General features: G+C 64.6%; 14 protein-coding genes and 1 riboswitch. Of the genes, 8 read left to right on the top strand and 6 right to left on the bottom strand.

Annotated elements, in window-relative coordinates:
• The first annotated feature begins 743 nt into the window (after positions 1 to 743).
• A complete protein-coding gene (locus ACFUCV_RS11995) occupies positions 744 to 1733 on the top strand; it encodes an LLM class flavin-dependent oxidoreductase (protein WP_380815947.1) in 990 nt (329 codons plus the stop codon).
• On the opposite strand, the gene ACFUCV_RS12000 is transcribed toward ACFUCV_RS11995, so the two are convergent.
• Complete coding sequence (locus tag ACFUCV_RS12000) at positions 1708 to 2616, bottom strand: FUSC family protein (RefSeq protein WP_380815949.1); 909 nt, start codon at positions 2614 to 2616, stop codon at positions 1708 to 1710. The two genes, ACFUCV_RS11995 and ACFUCV_RS12000, sit on opposite strands and share 26 nt — an antisense overlap.
• Positions 2617 to 2745: 129 nt before the next feature.
• Positions 2746 to 4233 (bottom strand): FUSC family protein, encoded by a 1488-nt coding sequence (locus ACFUCV_RS12005; RefSeq protein ID WP_380815951.1) that lies wholly within the window; start codon positions 4231 to 4233, stop codon positions 2746 to 2748.
• Between the two features lie 73 nt (positions 4234 to 4306).
• On the opposite strand from ACFUCV_RS12005, the gene ACFUCV_RS12010 reads away from it, so the two are divergent.
• Both ACFUCV_RS12010 and putP read left to right on the top strand, forming a co-directional pair.
• Positions 4307 to 4840 (top strand): MarR family winged helix-turn-helix transcriptional regulator, encoded by a 534-nt coding sequence (locus tag ACFUCV_RS12010; protein ID WP_380815954.1) that lies wholly within the window; start codon positions 4307 to 4309, stop codon positions 4838 to 4840.
• Positions 4841 to 5127: 287 nt separating this feature from the next.
• Complete coding sequence (gene putP / locus ACFUCV_RS12015; RefSeq protein WP_380815956.1) at positions 5128 to 6651, top strand: sodium/proline symporter PutP; 1524 nt, start codon at positions 5128 to 5130, stop codon at positions 6649 to 6651.
• A 34-nt stretch (positions 6652 to 6685) separates the two neighbouring features.
• Here putP and thiE read toward each other — a convergent pair whose 3' ends face one another.
• A complete protein-coding gene (gene thiE / locus ACFUCV_RS12020; protein ID WP_380815961.1) occupies positions 6686 to 7375 on the bottom strand; it encodes a thiamine phosphate synthase in 690 nt (229 codons plus the stop codon).
• Between the two features lie 14 nt (positions 7376 to 7389).
• Positions 7390 to 7516, top strand: a riboswitch (TPP riboswitch).
• On the opposite strand from thiE, the gene thiO reads away from it, so the two are divergent.
• The 4 genes from thiO to ACFUCV_RS12040 all read left to right on the top strand — a co-directional run bounded on the left by thiO (position 7510) and on the right by ACFUCV_RS12040 (position 10594).
• Positions 7510 to 8787 (top strand): glycine oxidase ThiO, encoded by a 1278-nt coding sequence (thiO, locus tag ACFUCV_RS12025; RefSeq protein ID WP_380815964.1) that lies wholly within the window; start codon positions 7510 to 7512, stop codon positions 8785 to 8787. It overlaps the preceding riboswitch by 7 nt.
• Positions 8784 to 9023 carry a sulfur carrier protein ThiS gene (thiS, locus tag ACFUCV_RS12030; protein ID WP_380815966.1) on the top strand — a complete coding sequence of 80 codons (240 nt, stop codon included), beginning with the start codon at positions 8784 to 8786 and terminating at the stop codon, positions 9021 to 9023. Before thiO ends, thiS begins: the two co-directional genes overlap by 4 nt.
• Before the next feature lie 76 nt (positions 9024 to 9099).
• Entirely contained in the window at positions 9100 to 9900 is an 801-nt protein-coding gene (locus ACFUCV_RS12035) for a thiazole synthase (RefSeq protein WP_380815970.1), read from the top strand.
• A gap of 37 nt (positions 9901 to 9937) precedes the next feature.
• On the top strand, positions 9938 to 10594 hold the full coding sequence (locus tag ACFUCV_RS12040; protein ID WP_380815972.1) for a 4a-hydroxytetrahydrobiopterin dehydratase: 657 nt from the start codon (positions 9938 to 9940) through the stop codon (positions 10592 to 10594).
• Between the two features lie 78 nt (positions 10595 to 10672).
• Here ACFUCV_RS12040 and ACFUCV_RS12045 read toward each other — a convergent pair whose 3' ends face one another.
• The 3 genes from ACFUCV_RS12045 to ACFUCV_RS12055 form a co-directional block, all read right to left on the bottom strand.
• On the bottom strand, positions 10673 to 10978 hold the full coding sequence (locus ACFUCV_RS12045; RefSeq protein ID WP_380815974.1) for a hypothetical protein: 306 nt from the start codon (positions 10976 to 10978) through the stop codon (positions 10673 to 10675).
• Between the two features lie 38 nt (positions 10979 to 11016).
• Positions 11017 to 11241, bottom strand: a complete 225-nt coding sequence (locus ACFUCV_RS12050; protein WP_380815976.1) for a DUF3107 domain-containing protein — start codon at positions 11239 to 11241, stop codon at positions 11017 to 11019.
• 62 nt (positions 11242 to 11303) lie between these two features.
• Complete coding sequence (locus tag ACFUCV_RS12055; protein ID WP_380815978.1) at positions 11304 to 11942, bottom strand: TetR/AcrR family transcriptional regulator; 639 nt, start codon at positions 11940 to 11942, stop codon at positions 11304 to 11306.
• A gap of 105 nt (positions 11943 to 12047) precedes the next feature.
• On the opposite strand from ACFUCV_RS12055, the gene moeB reads away from it, so the two are divergent.
• A complete protein-coding gene (gene moeB, locus ACFUCV_RS12060) occupies positions 12048 to 13232 on the top strand; it encodes a molybdopterin-synthase adenylyltransferase MoeB (protein WP_380815980.1) in 1185 nt (394 codons plus the stop codon).
• Positions 13233 to 13234 lie beyond the last annotated feature (2 nt).

Below are 13234 nucleotides of genomic sequence, written 5' to 3' on the forward strand. Positions count from 1 at the left end.
AACACGGGCCCATTGGTCATCTGTAAAAACTTGAAAACGCGACACCCTCCAAGTTAATCAACCAACGACCAACCTATTTGGGAGACACGCCCTAGGCGTCGGCACGGAAACGGCGCCTTTGAGCCCGCAGGCCCCGGCGCCCCTCTGGTGTTGGGCGCCGCAGTGGTACCTGCCTTCCGCGTTGCCCTCAGACCCGAATCCACTGCCCGCCACGCCTTGGATTCCCTGCACCTGACCACTGTGCAATGGGGAAGCTGCTGCTGGGCACGGGGCCGGTTGGGCAGCCTGCCTCGGGGCAACCATGGCCCCTGACACCATGGGGCCGGTGGGGAAAACCAGCATTGTCCTCATACCCGCCGGGACCGCCGGGGGGCTGGTTCGCCGAACAACGGCAGCCTCAGGCAAGGCACACGTCATATCCCCTTCACTCCGAGCCGGGGCAGCACCGGCCCCGCCGCCCGCAGCACGGCAACTATCCCCCCAGGGCACTTCCCGGACCGTCTGTGGCAGGTGGGGCCAGTGTGCACCTGTCCACGCAAAAGGTTCCCGCAGACACGCCGGTGTCAGGATGAGCCGGGGAAATTTCACTTTGCTGGCCTGTGCGGGACCTGCCTCGGATGACCGGTGCGGTCACGGCCGCGCCCGGGAGATGCGCCCCGGCGGTGAGCCTGGCCACTGGCGGAAATATCCTTGGCCGCTGGCAGGTTGGCGCTAGGGAAACCCCTTTTGAAAGGCGTCACGCTATGACTTTGCCCCTGTCCATCCTTGACCTGGCCCATGTGGGCGATGACGGCATTGCCGCAAGCTTTGCCTCCTCCGTGGAATTGGCGCAGAAGGCTGAAGGGTGGGGGTACACGCGCATTTGGTTTGCCGAGCACCACAACATGCCTTCCATTGCCTCCTCCGCCACCAGTGTGTTGATTGCCCACGTCGCAGCCAGCACCAAGAGCATCCGGCTCGGTGCCGGCGGCATCATGCTGCCCAACCATTCGCCCCTGCAGATTGCCGAGCAGTTTGGCACCCTGGAAACGCTGCACCCTGGGCGCATCGACCTGGGGTTGGGCCGTGCACCCGGCAGCGACCAAAACACCATGCGGGCCCTGCGCCGTGACCCGTCAGCAGCTGACACCTTCCCCTCCGACGTGCAGGAACTGCAGGCATATTTTGCCGGTCAAACCCGCATTTCCGGGGTCAATGCCTACCCGGGCAAGGACACCAACGTGCCGCTGTACATTTTGGGCTCTTCGCTGTTTGGGGCCCGGCTGGCCGCAGCCCTGGGGTTGCCGTATTCCTTTGCCTCACATTTTGCCCCGCAGGCTTTGGAAGATGCAGTGCGCATCTACCGCCGCGAGTTCAAGCCCTCCGCGGCGCTGGCGCAGCCATACGTGATTGCCGGTGTCAATGCCATTGTCGCCGACACCCAACAAGAGGCTGAGCGGATGTCCCTGCAGGCCAGGCGAAGCCGCGTGGCCTCCCTGGTGGGGCGTGGCCAGACGTTCACCGATGCCGAGATGGACATGCTGCTGGATTCCCCCGCCGGCCACCAGGTGGATACCATGTTCCGTTACGCGGCCGTGGGCACTCCTGACGTGGTGCGTGCATACCTTGACGGCTTCGCCGCGACGGCCGATGCCGACGAGCTCATTGTGGCCTCGCAAATCACCGACCGCACCGCCTGGATCCGCAGCTTTGAGCTCCTGGCCACGGCTATGGAGTTGGCACCGCGTGCCTAGCGTCAACGACGTGGTGGCGGTCGGCGAATGAAATGCTCACGGCTGCCACCAGCGTTCCAATGACCACACCCACCAGGGTGTCCGCCACGCGGCTGATGGCAGCGATGGGAGGGAGCGTGGATCCCAAACCCGTGATGATCAACGCCACCGGCGTGACGGCAATGGTGGACAAGGTGTAGTTCGTCAGCATTAAAAGTTCGGCCAACACTTGGAAGAGCACTATGAACAGCACCGACGGCCAAAAACCCAGCGGAAGCGAAAGCAACAGCAGGGCCACGGCCGCCCCCACCACATTGCCCACCAGGCACTGGATGCTGCGCTCCACCGTCACTGCATAATTCATCCCCTGCAACGCGGCTATGGCACCCATGGTGGCCCACCACGGGTGGTCAAAACCCAGCCCCATGGCGGCCCACCCGGCAAACAGGGCCGCGGCGACAGTGCGCACGGAACGGAAAGCGCTCGAAGCCGAGCGGAGATCCGGCAGGGAGGCAGCCAAAAACATGGGTGGAGCCGCCCACGCGGTGGCAACGCCGCGATCCGCCGTTCCTGAGGCTTGGGGCCCTGATGTGTGCTCTCCTGCTGGAATGCCGCCGAGCCTGCGCAGCGCCGTTTCGTGCTGCGCCAACTTCGAAAGCGCCGCAGTGGCAGTGCCTGAACCCTGGGTGTCCATGGCGACCCAAGCTGCAGCTGCCTCATTGAGAAGCGCATGCAGGTGCCTGGCGTGGTGGTGCAGGCGCTGCGAGCGCCGGCTGTTCGGGCGGAAGTTTCCGGAGCTGAGGATCACCGATTCCCGTGCCATGCGCAGGGCAGTGGCGGCGGCGTCACGGTTGGGGCCGGCGTCGTCCCAGACCTGCAGGCGGCATCTGCGACCCGGATCCACGACTGGCAAACCGTGGACCCCGCAGCCCGGGCGTGCCGGGATTGGCGGCTTTCACTTGCTGTGCCGGCTGATGTCAGGCGGGCCGGTGGCATCCACAGTGCATCGCGGAGAAGAACGGCGGCAAAGCGGTCATCCCAGCTGGCGCTTGAGCGCAGCCGCCTTCGTGTCAACGACGTGGTGGCGGTCGGCCAGGGAAATGCTCACGGCTGCCACCAGGGTTCCAATGACCACACCGACCAGGGTGTCCGCCACGCGGCTGATGGCTGCCGTGGGCTCCAATGCAGACCCCAAGCCGGTCATGATCAACGCCATGGGTGTGACGGCAATGGTGGTCAAGGTGTAGTTTTTCAGCACCAAAAGTTCGGCCAAGACCTGGAAGGCCACGACCAACAGCACCGACGGCCAAAAGCCGAGCGGGAGCGACAGCAACACCAGGGCCACGGCCGCCCCCACCACGTTTCCCACCAAACGTTGGATGCTGCGTTGGACGGTCATGGCGTAATTCATCCCCTGCAAGGCGGCCACTGCGCCCATGGTGGCCCACAGCGGATGGTCAAAACCCAGTCCGACGGCGGCCCACCCGGAAAGCATGGCGGCGGCGGCAATGCGCAGGGCATGGACCATGCTGGATGCGGAGCCCAGCCCCGGCAGGGCGGCTGCGAAAAACGTGGGCGGCTCCGCCCACGCGGCGGCAGCGTCATTGCTGGAGGCATCTGGCATGTGTTCCCCCGGCACCGGGATGCCTCCCAGCCTGCGCAGGGCTTTTTCGTGGTCTGCCAACTTCGAAAGCGCCGCGTGGGCGGCGGGGCTGGAGTGTGCGGTGTTGCCCAGTTCCCACGCCGCAGCTGCCTCATTCAGAAGCGCATGCAGGTGCCTGGCGTGGTGGTGCAGGCGCTGCGAGCGCCGGCTGTTCCGGCGGAAGTTTCCGGAGCTGAGGATCACCGATTCCCGTGCCGAGCGCAGGGCGGTGGCGGCGGCGTCACGGTGGGGGCCGGCGTCGTCCGTTGCCGGTTTCCGGACGGCTGCCAGGGCGCGGGCCACGGCCAGGCGGGCCGGACCCAGCGGGACCACCAGCACCGGGGCCATGGCCGCCAACCACCCCACCACCACGCCGATGCCCATGGCAATGAGTGGCCGGGGGAGGGCCGCAAAATTGTGGGTGTAGCCAGCGCCTGCCCCCGCTGCGAAGACCAGGATGACGGCGCCGGGCCCGGTGATGCGAAACGCCGTGAAAATGTGCGAAGCCACCGCAGCCAGTGCCGACAAGAGCACAATTTGGCTCAGCATGGTGACTCCCGCGGCCCCCAGCAAGGCCCCCACAGCAATGGAGACAAGCATGCCGATGGCCACAATGGCCATCATGCGGGCCAGCCGCGAATACGGCTGGTAGCGGCCGAAGGCGCTGGTCAATGCACCCAGCGCCGCAATCCCTGCCAGCTGCCGCTCACCCAACAAGCCCCCGGCAAGCAAAACAATGGACGCTGCAACACCCACCTTGATGGCGGTGGCGAAGATGGCGTCGGCGGGACGAAGTACAAAGGCGCCGCGCCAGGCGGCAGGGGAGAAGGCATGGGCCAGTGCAGCGCCAATGTGCTGGGACCGAGGGGCGGACATCATCTGCCCAGTCTATTAGGTATTTTACTAGTAAAATAGTTTCGGGGTCTGTGAGAGTCGTCTCTAGACTGGATGCATGACTGGCAAAAATGTGGACTTCGTGGACCGGGCACGCCAAGGATGGGAGCGTTCACGTCCGGAACTCGATGTGTCCAGCATTGAGGTCATGGGACGCATTGGCAGGATTGGTGCGCTGGCCTCCCAGCGCGCCGGCCGCGAGCTGCTGCCGGCGGAGATCACCCGGGCCGAATTTGACGTGCTGTGCACCCTGGCCCGGGGCGATGGGCCCATGCGTGCCAGCGAGGTCACTGCCGCCACCATGCTCAGCGGCGCCTCCACCACGAAGAACGCCGAACGGCTGGTCAAGCGCGGCTTCATTGAACGGCTGCCGTGGGAGCGGGACGGCCGGGTGGTCCTGATGCGGCTGACCGCTCAGGGCGAGGAACTTGTGGACCGCGAGTTTCCACGCCTGTTGACAGGGGACCGTGAGATGCTCGCCGGGCTCAGCGCCAAGGAACAGCTGCAGTTGGCTGCGCTGCTGCGCAAGATTGCCCTCACCATTGAGCCGCCAGCCCAGCATCCTCCGGCCACCATGCCTCGGTCCTGCTGACGGCCATTTCCCGGCGCAGTGGATTTTCAGCTCTCTGGCCGGCAGGGAAAGCCGGCACTCGGTGCTCCGGACGTGCCCTTTGAATCCCGGCGAAGCTTTGTCCAAGGCGTGCTGCCCGGTCGCCCCTCGCCACGGCCCCGGCTGCGTTTGAAGAATTTGTCCACCAACTTTGGTACGTTATACGGACCAGGGCCTGCATAGGCCCGTATTCGCTGCGCAGTAGGTGCACCCGGCGCGTGTGCCATCGATGACCCGATGAAGTGTCACAAACCGCAAAGGAATGCCCCATGTCAGACCAAGTTTTTCAACTGCTGGCCATCGCCGTCTATTTGGCGGGGATGCTCGCCATTGGATACTTTGCCTTCAAAAAAACAGACGACCTCGACGACTACATGCTTGCCGGCCGCGGGCTCAAGCCAGGGGTTGCCGCGCTTTCCGCCGGCGCCTCGGACATGTCAGGCTGGCTCCTCATGGGCCTTCCCGGGGCCATTTATCTCACTGGACTGGTGGAGGCATGGATTGCCATAGGCCTCACCATCGGGGCTTGGTTGAACTGGAAGTTCGTGGCGCCAAGGTTGCGTTCCTACACATTTATTTCACAGAACGCCATTACCGTCCCCAGCTTTTTTGAAAAGCGCCTCAAGGACAACTCGCACCTGCTGCGCATTGCCGCGGCGGCCATTATCCTGGTGTTCTTTACCTTCTATGTGTCCTCGGGCATGGTGGCGGCCGGAAAGTTCTTTGAGGGATCCTTTGGCTGGTCGTACCTGGCCGGCATGGGCGTGGTCACGGTGGTCACGCTGGCTTACACGCTCTTTGGCGGGTTCATTGGGGCCACGCTGACGGATGTGGCCCAGGGCCTGCTGATGTTTGCCGCGCTGATGGTGGTCCCGGTGATGGCCGTGATCCAAACCGGCGGCGTTGGCGCCACGGTGACGCGCTTGCAAAACATCGACCCCGAGGCCTTGAACTTGTTCAGGGGCTTTGGGGAGGGGAACACCCTGGTGTGGCTGGTGGGCATCTTTTCCACCGCTGCATGGGGCCTGGGCTACTTTGGCCAGCCCCACATCATTGTCCGGTTCATGGCGTTGCGTTCCCCGCAGGATGCCAAGGCGGGGCGCCGCATTGGCATTGGCTGGATGATTTTGACGGCGGCCGGGGCTGTCAGCACGGCATTGATTGGCATCGCCTACTTTGCCGACAATCCCGCTCTGGAGCTTGGCGACCCGGAAACGGTGTTCCTGAAATTGAGCCAGATATTCTTCCACCCGTTCGTGGCCGGCCTGGTCCTGGCGGCCGTGCTTGCCGCCATCATGTCCACCATCTCCTCCCAGCTCATTGTGTGTTCCTCGGCGCTCGTTGAGGACCTGTACAACATGACCGGGCGCCAGTCCACGGCCAAGCAGCAGGTCATTCTGGGCCGGCTCGGCGTGCTGGTGATTGCCGTCGTTGCAGCCCTCATCGCCCTGGACAGGGAATCGAGCATCCTGGAGCTGGTGTCCTTCGCCTGGGCCGGCTTTGGGGCCGCCTTTGGTCCTGTGGTCCTGCTGAGCCTGTACTGGCGCAAGCTGAGCTCGCAGGGTGCCCTGGCGGGCATGGTTGTGGCCACGGTGGTGGTGTTTGTCTGGGGAAAGACGCCGGTGTTGCATGATGCAATGTACGAGATTGTGCCCGCATTCCTCCTGAACCTGATTGTGGCAGTGGCCGTCTCCAAGTTCACCTACAAGGAAAATCCCGTGATTGAGTCTGAATTTACGGCAATGGTGACCGATTCGGATCCGCGCAAGGTTGCCACCGGCGTCGTGCGCTAGGCCCGGCGGCGACCCTGGTGGCGTGCCCTGGGTGCTACCCCAGTGCAGGCAGGCGGGAGAGCAGTTCTTGGGCGGCCGCGGTGGGATCCGCGGCGTCGGTGATGGCGCGGACCACAACTATCCGCGAGGCACCGGCGTCGATGACCTGGTCCACGGTGGACAGGTCCACACCACCAATGGCGAACCACGGCTTGGCCGTGCCCAGCGAGGCGGCATGTTCCACCAGGGAGAGCCCGACGGCGGCCCGGCCCGGTTTGGTGGGGGTGGCCCACAGCGGGCCCACACAGAAGTAGTCGGCGTCCGGGTGGGCCGCGGCGGCGGATACCTGGGCGGGGTCGTGGCTGGAGAGCCCCATCGACACCGGGCCCACCAGCGAGCGGGCGGCCGGCAGCGGCAGATCCTTCTGGCCAATGTGGAACACGGGCGCACCGCTGAGGGAGGCAAGGTCGGCCCTGTCATTCACGGCCCACAACTTGCCGGATTCCTCCGCCACGGAACGCAACACGGCCAGCAGCTCCAGCTCCTCGGCGGCCTCAATGGACTTGTCGCGCAGCTGGATGATGTCCACGCCGCCGGCATAGGCTGCGCGTAGAAAATCGGCGAAATCCCCCTGACGGGTGCGGGCGTCGGTGCATAAATATAGTCTGGCCGCGGCCAGTTGGGGCGCCGTGGAGGGTGCGTCGGCAGCGGGCATGGCGTCATGGATGGCAGAAGAGCTGTGCATGTCTCATAGACTAGTGCAGTACCGCGGGAGCCAGTGAAGCTGGCTGAGAGGACGCCTGATGCGTCGACCGACATTCGCCCCCTTGTGGGCGTGGAACCTGATCCGGGTCATGCCGGCGTAGGAAAGGAAAATACATGGGATCTTCAATGCCCGGCTCCGGCACTCCAGCACCCCCCACCCTTGACGTGGCAGTCATTGGCGGTGGCATTGTGGGCCTTGGCATTGCCTGGGAAGCCCAACGCTCGGGCCGAAGCGTAAAAGTGATAGACCCCGCCCCTGCCTCCGGAGCCACCTTCGCCGCGGCCGGGATGTTGGCGGCCATCAGCGAACTGCACTATCAAGAGCAGCCCCTGCTGGAACTCATGCTCGCCTCCGCCGCGCTGTGGCCCGAGCTGCTGGCCTCCCTGGACGCACCAGGTCTGCCGGAGACGGGATTTGTTACGACGCCGACCCTCGTTGTGGGGGCCGACGCCGCGGACCGGCAGGCGCTGGCCGATTTGCGCACCGTGCAGCTCCAGCACGGACTGCAGGTGGAACAGCTGAGCATCAAGGACGCGCGGGCTGCCGAGCCCCTGCTCAGTCCCCAGATTTCCTGCGCCCTGCGCATCGCCGGCGACCACCAGCTTGATCCGCGGGCCACCGCCGCCGCGCTGCGTCAGCGCCTCAATGAAGTGGCCGCCGCACGTGGGGACGGGGAAGGGGCGTTCGTGGCCGGGCAGGCTGCCGCGCTGTTGTGGGAGCACGCCGGCAGGCACGCCCAAGGCCGCGTCACCGGCGTCGCCCTGGCTGACGGCCGTGAAATCCACGCCCGGGAGGTCATTGTGGCCAATGGCCTGGGCGCGGCTGAATTGCAGGCACTGCCGCGGGGCCTGGAACTGCCGCTGCGCCCGGTGCACGGCGATATTTTGCGCCTGCGCGTCCCCGGACACCTGCGCCCACTGATCACCCACACGGTGCGCGGGATGGTGCGGGGGATGCCGGTGTACATTGTTCCCCGTTCCGACGGCACGGTGGTCATTGGCGCCACGAGCCGGGAGGACAAAACGGCAGGGGTCAGCGCCGGAGGCGTGCACCAGCTGTTGCGGGACGCCCAGCTCCTGGTCCCTGCCGTGGCCGAGCTGGAACTGCTCGAATGCACCGCCCGGGCCCGGCCCGGGACACCGGACAATGCCCCGCTGCTGGGCCGGGTGGCGGGGGAAGGCGGCCAGGACATTCCGGGACTGATCATTGCCACCGGCTTTTTCCGCCACGGGGTGCTGCTGACGGCCATGGCCGGGCAGCTGTGCCGCCAACTGTTGGGCGGCATCACCGACCTGGCGTGGCTGCCCTTCCGCCCGGACCGGTTTTCACCCACTTTGTCCCCCAACCTGTGCCCCACCCTTCCGGGGCCGTCACATGAGGAGCTTCCATGAACACCATTGATCTCAACGGCGCCGCGCACCAGGTGGCTGAGGGAACCACGGTGGCCGATCTGGTCACTGCGGTCACCGGACGTGCCCTGCTGCCCACCGGGCAGGCGGCCGACGGCGGCCGCCTCGGCGTGGCCGTGGCCCGCAACGCCCATGTGGTGCCCCGCAGCCAGTGGGCGCTGACAGCTGTGGGACATGCCGACGAACTGGAAATCGTCACGGCCGTCCAGGGTGGCTGAACTGCGCAGCTGCCCGGCCACCCGCCGCGGGGCCCCGTGGCGTCCTTGTTTAGTTCCTGCAGGAAAGTGAAATCCCATGACTGAAAACCTTGCCCCCAACGATCCCCTTGTCATCGCCGGGGTGAGCCTTGAATCCCGTCTGATCATGGGCACCGGCGGTGCGCCCAGCCTGTCCGGGCTGGAAGCTGCCCTGCGCGTGTCCGAAACCGAACTGACCACCGTGGCCATGCGCCGCTACAGTGTCCAGGAGGCGTCCGGCGGCGGCACGAATTTATTCAAGCTGCTGCTGGAGAACAACATCCGCATCCTGCCCAACACCGCCGGCTGTTTCACGGCCAGGGAAGCCGCCATGACGGCTGAACTGGCGCGCGAGGCCCTGGAGACCGACTGGGTGAAACTGGAGGTTGTGGCCGATGAGCACACCCTGCTGCCCGACGCCCTGGAACTGGCCGATGCCACCGAGCAGCTGGTCAACCGCGGCTTCAAGGTCTTCGCCTACACCAATGACGACCCGGTGCTGGCATGGCGGCTGGAACAGCTCGGCGCTGCCGCCGTCATGCCGTTGGGAGCACCCATTGGCACCGGGCTTGGCATCCTCAATCCACACAACATTGAACTCATAGTGTCCCGGGCGGGTGTTCCAGTGGTTCTCGACGCCGGCATCGGCACCGCCTCCGACGCCGCCCTGGCGATGGAATTGGGCTGCGACGCAGTGTTGCTGGCCACGGCCGTGACCCGGGCCCAGAACCCGCAAATTATGGCCGAAGCCTTTAAATACGCGGTCAGAGCTGGCAGACTGGCAGCTCTGGGCGGTCGCATTCCCAAGCGATCCCATGCTTTGGCGTCCTCGGCCATGGCCGGCCGTCCCGACCTGTAAAGGGAGAAATAAATACCGGCAAACGAAGGGGTTCGCTGTGGATGCGCAAGATGTCCTGACCCGGACTGAAAATGACCAAGCCTTGGCAACTCTGCCGCACTGGCGTTACCTGGGTCCGCTGCAGGCCGCCTTTAAATGTGCTTCCCCGGCTGCGGCCCTGGAGTTGTTGGCAGCCATTGGGGAGCTGGCGCAACAGGCCAACCATCATCCTGATGTTGACTGGCGGTATGACACCGTATTTGTCTCCTGCTGTTCCCACGATGCGCAGCGGAAGGTCACTGCCCGCGACGTTCAGCTGGTCACCGCCATCTCGGCAGCTGCCACAAAGGCCGGCGCAACGGCACGGCCGGACGTGCTGCGGTCCTATGACCTGGCCATTGACACCGTCAACCCGGCGGCGATCAGCAGGGTATGGAAGGCCGGACTCGGTTACAGTTCCGCCACCGACGGGAGCCTGTATGACCCGCACGGGCGGGGGCCGGGAGTGTGGTTTCAGCAAACGTCCACACCGAATCCCAACAGCATCCATGTTGATGTCAATGTGCCCTTTAGTGAGAGCCTGGACGCGGTGGCGGCAACCGTGGCGGCCGGGGGTTTCCTCAATGACCGGCATGCGCCAAGTTGGACCATCCTCAGCGATGCCCAGGGCAACCGGCTGTGCATTTGCACCGAAGAGCAGGGCGGGGACGCCTAACCGGCAAGCGGGCATTAAAGCGCTGTGCGCAGATACCAAAAGGTTCCTGCGCACAGCTGTTTCAGACCTGACCGCCCACTAGCGCATTTGCAGAATTTGCCCGCTTCGGCGCAGGTATTCCTGGTGGCGATGCCGGCCCACCAGCGCGGCCGTGGTCCACGCCGCCGCGCCGGCGGCGGCAATGCCGGCGATCCATGGAATCCACTGTGTTGCGGCGTGCTGGCCAAGCCCCAGCGCCATGGTGGTGATCCACACCACCATGGCCACCGCCACGGCGGCACCGGCGGGCAACAGGGCACCGAGGGTGTTCCGGTGCTGGGTGATGGCCCAGGCCACGGCGCCCAGGGCCGCCGCCGTCAGGGCAATGACAACCACTGCAACCATGTCGAGGATCCGTTCCTTTGGTGAAGCTGCCAGATGGCCTAGAGTGCTGCGAAGCCTACGCCGCGGGGCTTTTCGCCACCGAGTTCAACGTAGCCCAGGGCGTGGCCGGGAACAATCACCAGGCGCCCCTTCTGGTCATTGAGACGCAGCTCGGTGCCCTTGGACAGGGCGTCGGAGACCAGCGCGGCGACGTCGTCAACGCTTTGGTCGGTTTCAAGGACAATTTCACGGCTGACATTTTGAATGCCGATCTTAATTTCCATAGTTGTCTCCTCGATGCATGCTGCTGATGGAAGTGGGTACATCCCACTGTAGGGGCAGCGGGCTAGGATTCCTTGGGGAAGCGGCTGATTCCGCGCCAAGCTAAACGGTAAACCAAATCACTGGCCACATCGATGTCCAGGTCACCGTTGGCCTCAAGCCAGTAACGGGCGCTGACCTGGGCCATTCCGGCCAGGGCACGTCCCAGCAGGATGGCTTCCACAGGAGCGAGCCGGGTGTCTTCGGCAATGACTTTTCCAATGGCGTCGGCGTACCCGGCGTTGAACTTTTCCAACCGGGCGGCCACCTGCGGATCATTGACCAGATCGGATTCGAAAACGAGCCGATGTGCCTGGTCGTCCTTGGCCATGAAGTGAAAATAGGCCTTCATGGTGGCTTGGACGCGCAATTTATTGTCGGTGGTGGAGTTCAAGGCAGCCACCAGCATGCTGGTCAGCGATTCCAGGTGGGAGTCCAGCAGGGCCAGGTAGAGATCCCTTTTGCTGGGGAAGTGTTGGTACAGCACGGGCTTGCTGACCTTGGCCGTTTCAGCAATCTCATCCATGGCGGCCCCGTGGTAGCCGTGGTTGACAAAAACCTCCAGGGCCGAGGACAGCAATTGCAGGCGGCGTTCGTCTTTGGGCATGCGCGTGGCCTGCCCTTTTTGGGGTACACGCCCCTTGGCGTGGGGATCCGAAGTCATGACGGCTGCCTTTCCTTGCAATGCCCTGGTGGTGGGCCCGGCGTTCGTGACATTCTACCGGCCGGTAGTCAAACAAAGGAGCTTTATCGGACTAGATTAAGCACTATGGTTTCATTGCGACAAACCCCGTCCGCCCCGTCCACGCCCCTGCTTCCGCCCTTGGTTGAGCCGGGGCCGGAGCTTGGCCCGTCCGAGCTGGAACGGTATTCCCGCCATGCGCTCATGCCGGAAATTGGTTTGAGCGGTCAACGCCGCCTGAAAAATGCCAGGGTCCTGGTGATCGGCGCCGGTGGCCTGGGCTCTCCGGCCCTGTTGTATCTGGCTGCCGCCGGGGTGGGCACACTGGGGATCGTTGACGATGACACCGTGGAACTGAGCAACCTCCAACGTCAGGTCATCCACGGCATGGGGGATTTGGGCCGCAGCAAGCTGGAGTCGGCCAGGGATTCCATCATGGAACTCAACCCGGACATCAACGTGCGGCTGCATCCGGTGCGGTTGGACTCCGGCAATGCCCTGGAACTGCTGGCGGACTACGACGTGATCTTGGACGGTGCGGACAACTTTGCCACCCGCTACCTGGTCAACGATGCCGCGGCAATACTGGGCAAACCCTATGTGTGGGGTTCGATCCTGCGCTTTGACGGGCAGGTGAGCGTCTTTTGGGACAAGTTCGGCCCCAACTACCGCGATCTTTATCCCGAGCCGCCCGCCCCGGGTTCTGTGCCGTCCTGCGCCGAGGGTGGTGTTTTTGGCATGCTGTGCGCATCCATTGGCGCCATGATGGTGACCGAGGCGGTCAAGCTGATAACCGGCGTGGGGCAAAGCCTGCTGGGGCGTTTGCTCATTTTTGACGCCCTCACTGCACGCTGGCGTGAAATCCGGATTGCCAAGGACCCTGCAGCGGCCCCCATCACCACCCTCATCGACTATGAGGTGTTTTGCGGCGTGGCCCCCGTGGCAGAGGAGGACGGCGATGCCATTGCTGCCGCCGAACTTGCCAGCCGCCTGCGCCGTCGGGAAGAGGGCCGTGAGGATTTTGCCCTCATTGACGTCCGCGAGCCCGTGGAACATCAAATCTCCCGGATCCCCGGTTCAGTGCTGGTCCCGCTCAACGGCATCCGCAATGGCACCGCCTTGGATCAGCTGCCACAGGGGGTTCCGCTGATTCTGCATTGCAAGGCGGGCACCCGGTCGGCCCAGGCCCTGGCAAGCCTGCGCGCGGCGGGATTTACCGACGTGGTGCATCTGACCGGCGGGATTGATGCCTGGCACGCCGCAGGCCATTAAAA

The sequence above is a fragment of the Specibacter sp. NPDC057265 genome, from assembly GCF_042668835.1.
GTDB lineage: Bacteria > Actinomycetota > Actinomycetes > Actinomycetales > Micrococcaceae > Specibacter.

Excerpts from the sequence above, each read along its gene's own strand:
- moeB (WP_380815980.1), top strand. The coding sequence starts at position 12,048 with ATGGTTTCATTGCGACAAACCCCGTCCGCCCCGTCCACGCCCCTGCTT.
- thiO (WP_380815964.1), top strand. The coding sequence starts at position 7,510 with ATGGGATCTTCAATGCCCGGCTCCGGCACTCCAGCACCCCCCACCCTT.
- ACFUCV_RS12035 (WP_380815970.1), top strand. The coding sequence starts at position 9,100 with ATGACTGAAAACCTTGCCCCCAACGATCCCCTTGTCATCGCCGGGGTG.
- ACFUCV_RS12010 (WP_380815954.1), top strand. The coding sequence starts at position 4,307 with ATGACTGGCAAAAATGTGGACTTCGTGGACCGGGCACGCCAAGGATGG.
- thiS (WP_380815966.1), top strand. The coding sequence starts at position 8,784 with ATGAACACCATTGATCTCAACGGCGCCGCGCACCAGGTGGCTGAGGGA.
- thiE (WP_380815961.1), bottom strand. The coding sequence starts at position 7,375 with ATGCACAGCTCTTCTGCCATCCATGACGCCATGCCCGCTGCCGACGCA.
- ACFUCV_RS12055 (WP_380815978.1), bottom strand. The coding sequence starts at position 11,942 with ATGACTTCGGATCCCCACGCCAAGGGGCGTGTACCCCAAAAAGGGCAG.
- ACFUCV_RS12005 (WP_380815951.1), bottom strand. The coding sequence starts at position 4,233 with ATGATGTCCGCCCCTCGGTCCCAGCACATTGGCGCTGCACTGGCCCAT.
- ACFUCV_RS12050 (WP_380815976.1), bottom strand. The coding sequence starts at position 11,241 with ATGGAAATTAAGATCGGCATTCAAAATGTCAGCCGTGAAATTGTCCTT.
- putP (WP_380815956.1), top strand. The coding sequence starts at position 5,128 with ATGTCAGACCAAGTTTTTCAACTGCTGGCCATCGCCGTCTATTTGGCG.
- ACFUCV_RS12045 (WP_380815974.1), bottom strand. The coding sequence starts at position 10,978 with ATGGTTGCAGTGGTTGTCATTGCCCTGACGGCGGCGGCCCTGGGCGCC.
- ACFUCV_RS11995 (WP_380815947.1), top strand. The coding sequence starts at position 744 with ATGACTTTGCCCCTGTCCATCCTTGACCTGGCCCATGTGGGCGATGAC.